This window comes from Streptomyces aurantiacus JA 4570, from assembly GCF_000414115.1.
In the GTDB taxonomy this organism is placed as follows: domain Bacteria; phylum Actinomycetota; class Actinomycetes; order Streptomycetales; family Streptomycetaceae; genus Streptomyces; species Streptomyces aurantiacus_A.
Window position 1 is genome coordinate 1 of record NZ_AOPZ01000281.1, and the last position, 5481, is coordinate 5481.

At 75.8% G+C, this 5481-nt stretch carries 1 pseudogene; it reads left to right on the forward strand.

What is annotated here, in order from left to right:
* A pseudogene (locus STRAU_RS25480) lies at positions 1 to 5481 on the forward strand (SDR family NAD(P)-dependent oxidoreductase); the annotation flags it as partial.

Sequence of the window (5481 nt, forward strand, 5' to 3'; positions counted from 1 at the left end):
CAGGCGCTGCTCGCCACGTACGGCCAGGGACGGCCGCGCACCCGGCCGCTGTGGCTGGGCTCCATCAAGTCCAACCTCGGGCACACCCAGGCCGCCGCCGGTGTCGCCGGTGTCATCAAGATGGTCATGGCGATGCGCCACGGGCTGCTGCCGCAGACCCTGCACGTGGACCGCCCGACCTCCCACGTCGACTGGTCGGCCGGCGCCGTCGAGCTGCTGACCGAGCCCCGGGACTGGCCGGGCCGCGAGGACGGGCCGCGCCGCGCGGGCGTCTCCTCGTTCGGCGTCAGCGGCACCAACGCCCACGTGATCGTCGAGGAGGCGCCCGTCGACGCCCCCCAGGGCGGCGCCAACCCGGCGCCGAATACGGGTGGTTCGGCCGAGGACACCACAACCGAACCGGCCTCCGCCGACCCGCAGTCGACGGCGGGCGGTACCGACACGGAACCGACTTCAGCCTCCGCCGACGCGGGCGGCCGCCCGGCCCTCGGCCCCATCCCCTGGCCCGTGTCCGGCCGCACCCCCAAGGCGCTGCGCGCACAGGCGGCCCGGCTGCGCGAGCGGCTGCTCGCCGACCCCGCGCTCGCCGCGGACCGCGCGGGCCGCGCCGACATCGGCTGGGGACATCGGCTGGTCCCTCACCACCGGCCGCTCGGCCTTCGAACACCGCGCGGTGCTCCTCGGAGACGACCGCGACCAGCTCCTCCAGGCGCTGGAGTCCCTCGCCGCGGAGACACCCGCCCCGGGCACCGTGACCGGCTCGGTGACCGAGGGCCGCCTCGGTGTCCTCTTCACCGGCCAGGGCAGCCAGCGCGTCGGCATGGGACGCGAGCTGTACGACACCTTCCCTGCCTTTGCCACGGCCCTCGACGAGGTGTGCGGCCACCTGGACCCGCTCCTCGACCGCCCTCTGAAGGAGGTCATGTTCGGCACGGACGCCGAACTCCTGGAGCAGACCGGGTACGCGCAGCCCGCGCTGTTCGCCGTCGAGGTGGCCCTCTTCCGGCTCGCAGAGTCCTTCGGCGTGCGGCCCGAGATCCTGGGCGGCCACTCGGTGGGCGAGCTGGCCGCCGCGCACGTCGCGGGCCTGTGGTCCCTGGAGGACGCGGCCCGGCTGGTGGCCGCGCGCGGCCGGTTGATGCAGGCACTGCCGCGCGGCGGTGCCATGCTCGCCGTCCAGGCGTCCGAGGCCGAGGTGACGCCGCTGCTGGAGGAGGTCGCCGAGTGGGTGGGCCTCGCCGCCGTCAACGGCCCGGCGCAGGTCGTGCTCTCCGGCGACCGCGGCGTCCTGGAGGACCTGGCGGGACAGCTGCGCGCCGAGGGCCGCAAGACCCGATGGCTCAAGGTCAGCCACGCCTTCCACTCGCCGCTGATGGCGCCGATGCTCGACGGGTTCCGCCGGGTCGCCCAGGGGCTCACGTACCACGATCCGGCGCTGCCGCTCGTGTCGAACCTAACCGGACGCCTCGCCACCGCCGCCGAGCTGAAGGACCCCGAGTACTGGGTGCGGCACGTGCGTGAGGCCGTCCGCTTCCACGACGGCCTGGCCGCCCTCACCGACTTCGGCGTCACCACCTTCCTCGAACTGGGCCCCGACGCCGTCCTCACCGCGATGGCGCACGACACCCTCGCCGGCCCCGACGCCCAGTCCGGACTCGTCCCCGCCCTGCGCCGCGACCGGCCCGAGCCCGACACCTTCCTCACCGCCCTGGCCCGGCTGCACGTACGCGGCGCCACCGTCGACTGGACCCCCCGGTACGCCCCCACGCGGGCGCGCCGCCGCGTCGCCCTGCCCACGTACGCGTTCCAGCACCAGCGGTACTGGCTGGACACGACCCCCCCGGCCGCCCCCGGTCACCCCTCCGGCCCGGCGCCCGCCGACGACGCCGAGGCACGCTTCTGGGAGGCCGTGGAGCACGAGGACCTCGCGGAACTCACCGGCGCCCTGGACGTGCCCGACGACGCCCCGCTCACCTCGGTCCTGCCCGCCCTGACGGCCTGGCGGCGCAAGCAGCGCGCCGCCTCCGCCCTGGACCGCTGGCGCTACCGCGTCACCTGGAACCCCCTGCCGCCCCCGCAGCCCGGCGGCGCCCCCGCCCTCACGGGCACCTGGGCCCTGCTCGTCCCCGACGAGCCCGGGGACCTCGCGTGGAGCGCCGCCGCCGAACGCGCCCTCACGGCCGCCGGCGCCCGCGTCACCGTCGTACGCGTCCCGACGGCCGCCGCCACCGACCGCTCGACGCTCACCGAACTGCTGCGCCGGCACGAGGCGACGGCGTGGGACGGCGCCCTGTCGCTCCTGGCGCTCGCCGAACAGCCCCAGGTCACAACGGCCGCCCTGCGCAAGGCAGTTCTGCTCCAGTCGCTCGGCGACGCGAACAGCGCCGCCACCGTCTGGGCCGCGACCCGCGGCGCGGTGGCGACGACACCCTCCGAGACGGCCGCCGACCCGGCGCAGGCGAGCGTCTGGGGCCTCGGCCGGGTCGCCGCGCTGGAGTACCCGCAGACCTGGGGCGGCCTCGTCGACCTCCCCGAAACCGCCGACACCGCCGCCGCCACGAGCCTCGCCCGGATCCTCGCGGCCCCGGAGGGCGAGGACCAGACCGCGGTGCGCGCGTCCGGCGTGTTCGTGCGCCGGCTGGTGCGCGCGCCCCTCAGCAGCGAGAAGCCCTCGCAGTGGGCCCCGGGTGGCGGCACGGTCCTGGTCACCGGCGGCACGGGCGCCCTCGGCGCACACGTCGCCCGCTGGCTGGCACGCGAGGGCGCCGGGCACCTCGTCCTGACCAGCCGACGCGGCCCCGACGCCCCCGGCGCGCCCGAACTCCGCACGGAACTGGAGGAGTTGGGCGCCCGCGTGACGATCGCTGCCTGCGACGTCACCGACCGGGCAGCGCTCGCCCGGCTGCTCGCCGAGATCCCCGGCGACGCCCCGCTGACCGGCGTCTTCCACACGGCCGGAGTCCTGGACGACGGCGTGCTCGACGGCCTCACCGAGGACCGGCTGGCCACCGTGTTCCGCGCGAAGGTGGAGTCGGCCCGGCACCTGGACGAGCTGACCCGCGACGCGGACCTGTCGGACCTGTCTGCGTTTGTGCTCTTCTCGTCCTTCGCCGGCGTCGCGGGCGGGGCGGGCCAGGGCGGTTACGCCGCCGCCAACGCGGCCCTGGACGCGCTGGCCGAGTCCCGGCGGGCCGCCGGGCACGTGGCGACGTCCGTCGCCTGGGGCCCCTGGGACGGCACCGGCATGGCCGCCGAGGGCGCGGCGGCCGAGCGGCTGCGGCACGGCGTGATGCCGCCCATGGACCCGGACCTCGCGATCACCGCCCTGCACCAGGCCCTCGGCCACGACCAGCCACTGCCGGTCGTCGTCGACATCGACTGGGACCAGTACGCGCCGGGCTTCACCGCCGCCCGGCCGAGCCGCCTCTTCGCGGACGTCCCGGAGGCGCACGCGGCCCTCGCGGACACGACGGCCACCACCGGCCCGACGACGGGCGCCCCCGCCCCGGCGAACGCCCTCGCCGACCGCCTCGCCGCCCTGGCCCCGGCGGACCGCGAAGCCGCGCTCCTCGACCTGGTGCGCACCCAGGCGGCCGACGTCCTCGGCTACCCGAGCGCCGACGACGTCCATGTCACCCGCGCCTTCCGCGAGCTGGGCTTCGACTCGCTCACGGCGGTCGAACTGCGCAACCTCATCGGCGCGGCCACCGGCCTCAGGCTGCCCACCACGCTGGTCTTCGACTACCCCACGGCGACCACCCTGGCCGCCCATCTGCACACCGAACTGTTCGGCGACGACAGCGCGACCGCGCTGCCCGCCGCCACCGCCGCGGCCACCACCGAGGACGAACCCCTCGCCATCATCGGCATGAGCTGCCGCTTCCCCGGCGGCGTACGCAGCCCCGAAGAGCTGTGGCGCCTGGTGGCCGACGGCGTCGACGCGATCGCCGACTTCCCCGCCGACCGCGGCTGGGACACCGACGGCCTCTTCCACTCCGACGCCGGGCAGGCCGGAACCTCGTACGTCCGCGAAGGCGGATTCCTCTACGACGCCGGGCAGTTCGACGCCAAGTTCTTCGGCATCAACCCGCGCGAGGCCCTCGCCATGGACCCGCAGCAGCGGCTCCTCCTGGAGACCTCCTGGGAGGCGTTCGAGCGCGCGGGCATCGACCCGGCCTCGCTGGGCGGCAGCCAGATCGGCGTGTTCGCGGGCACCAACGGCCAGGACTACACCGCCGGAGTCGACCACGTCCCCGACGAGGTCGAGGGCTACCTCGGCATCGGCAACGCCGCGAGCGTCGCCTCCGGCCGCATCTCCTACACGTTCGGCCTCGAAGGCCCGGCGGTGACCGTGACCGTCGACACGGCGTGCTCGTCGTCCCTCGTCGCCCTGCACCTGGCGGGTCAGGCGCTGCGCCGGGGCGAGTGCACCATGGCGCTCGCCGGCGGTGTCTCGGTGATGTCGACGCCCGCCACCTTCGTGGAGTTCAGCCGTCAGCGCGGGCTCGCGACGGGCCGGTGCAAGGCGTTCGCGGAGGCCGCGGACGGGACGGGCTGGGGCGAGGGCGTGGGCATGCTGCTGGTCGAGCGTCTTTCGGACGCCCGCCGCAACGGCCACCGGGTCCTCGCCGTCGTACGAGGTTCCGCGGTCAACCAGGACGGCGCGAGCAACGGCCTGACCGCCCCCAACGGTCCTTCGCAGCGCCGCGTCATCCGGGCCGCGCTGGCCGACGCGCGCCTCGCGGCAGGCGAGGTGGACGCGGTCGAGGCGCACGGCACCGGTACGACGCTCGGCGACCCGATCGAGGCGCAGGCGCTCCTCGCCACCTACGGCAAGGAGCGGCCGGCCGACCAGCCCCTGTGGCTCGGCTCCATCAAGTCCAACATCGGACACACGCAGGCCGCGGCCGGTGTCGCGGGCGTCATGAAGATGGTCATGGCGATGCGGCACGGCGTGCTGCCCAAGACGCTGCACGTGGACGCCCCGACCTCCGAAGTGGACTGGTCGGCGGGCGCGGTCGAACTGCTCACCGGGGCCCGGGACTGGCCGGAACGCGGCGGCGGCGCGCCCCGACGCGCGGGCGTCTCGGCGTTCGGTGTGAGCGGCACGAACGCCCACGTGATCGTGGAGCAGGCCCCGGCGGACGAGCCGACCCGGCCCGACGCGGCGCCCGACGCCGCCGAGCCGCCGACCTGCGTCGCGCCGCTGGCCCTGTCGGCGAAGACACCCGAGGCACTGCGCGAGCAGGCCGCCCGGCTGCGTGAGCATCTGCTGACGCACACTGAACTCGAACTGGGCGACGTCGCATGGTCGTTGGCGGTGGCGCGGTCGCGGTTCGAGCACCGGGGCGTGGCCCTCGGCCGGGACCGGGAAGAACTGCTGGCCGGACTCGAGCGGCTGGCGCGGGACGGCGCGAGCGCGCAGAACGTCGTGACGGGGCGGGCGCAGGGCGGGTCGGTCCGGCCGGTGTTCGTGTTCCC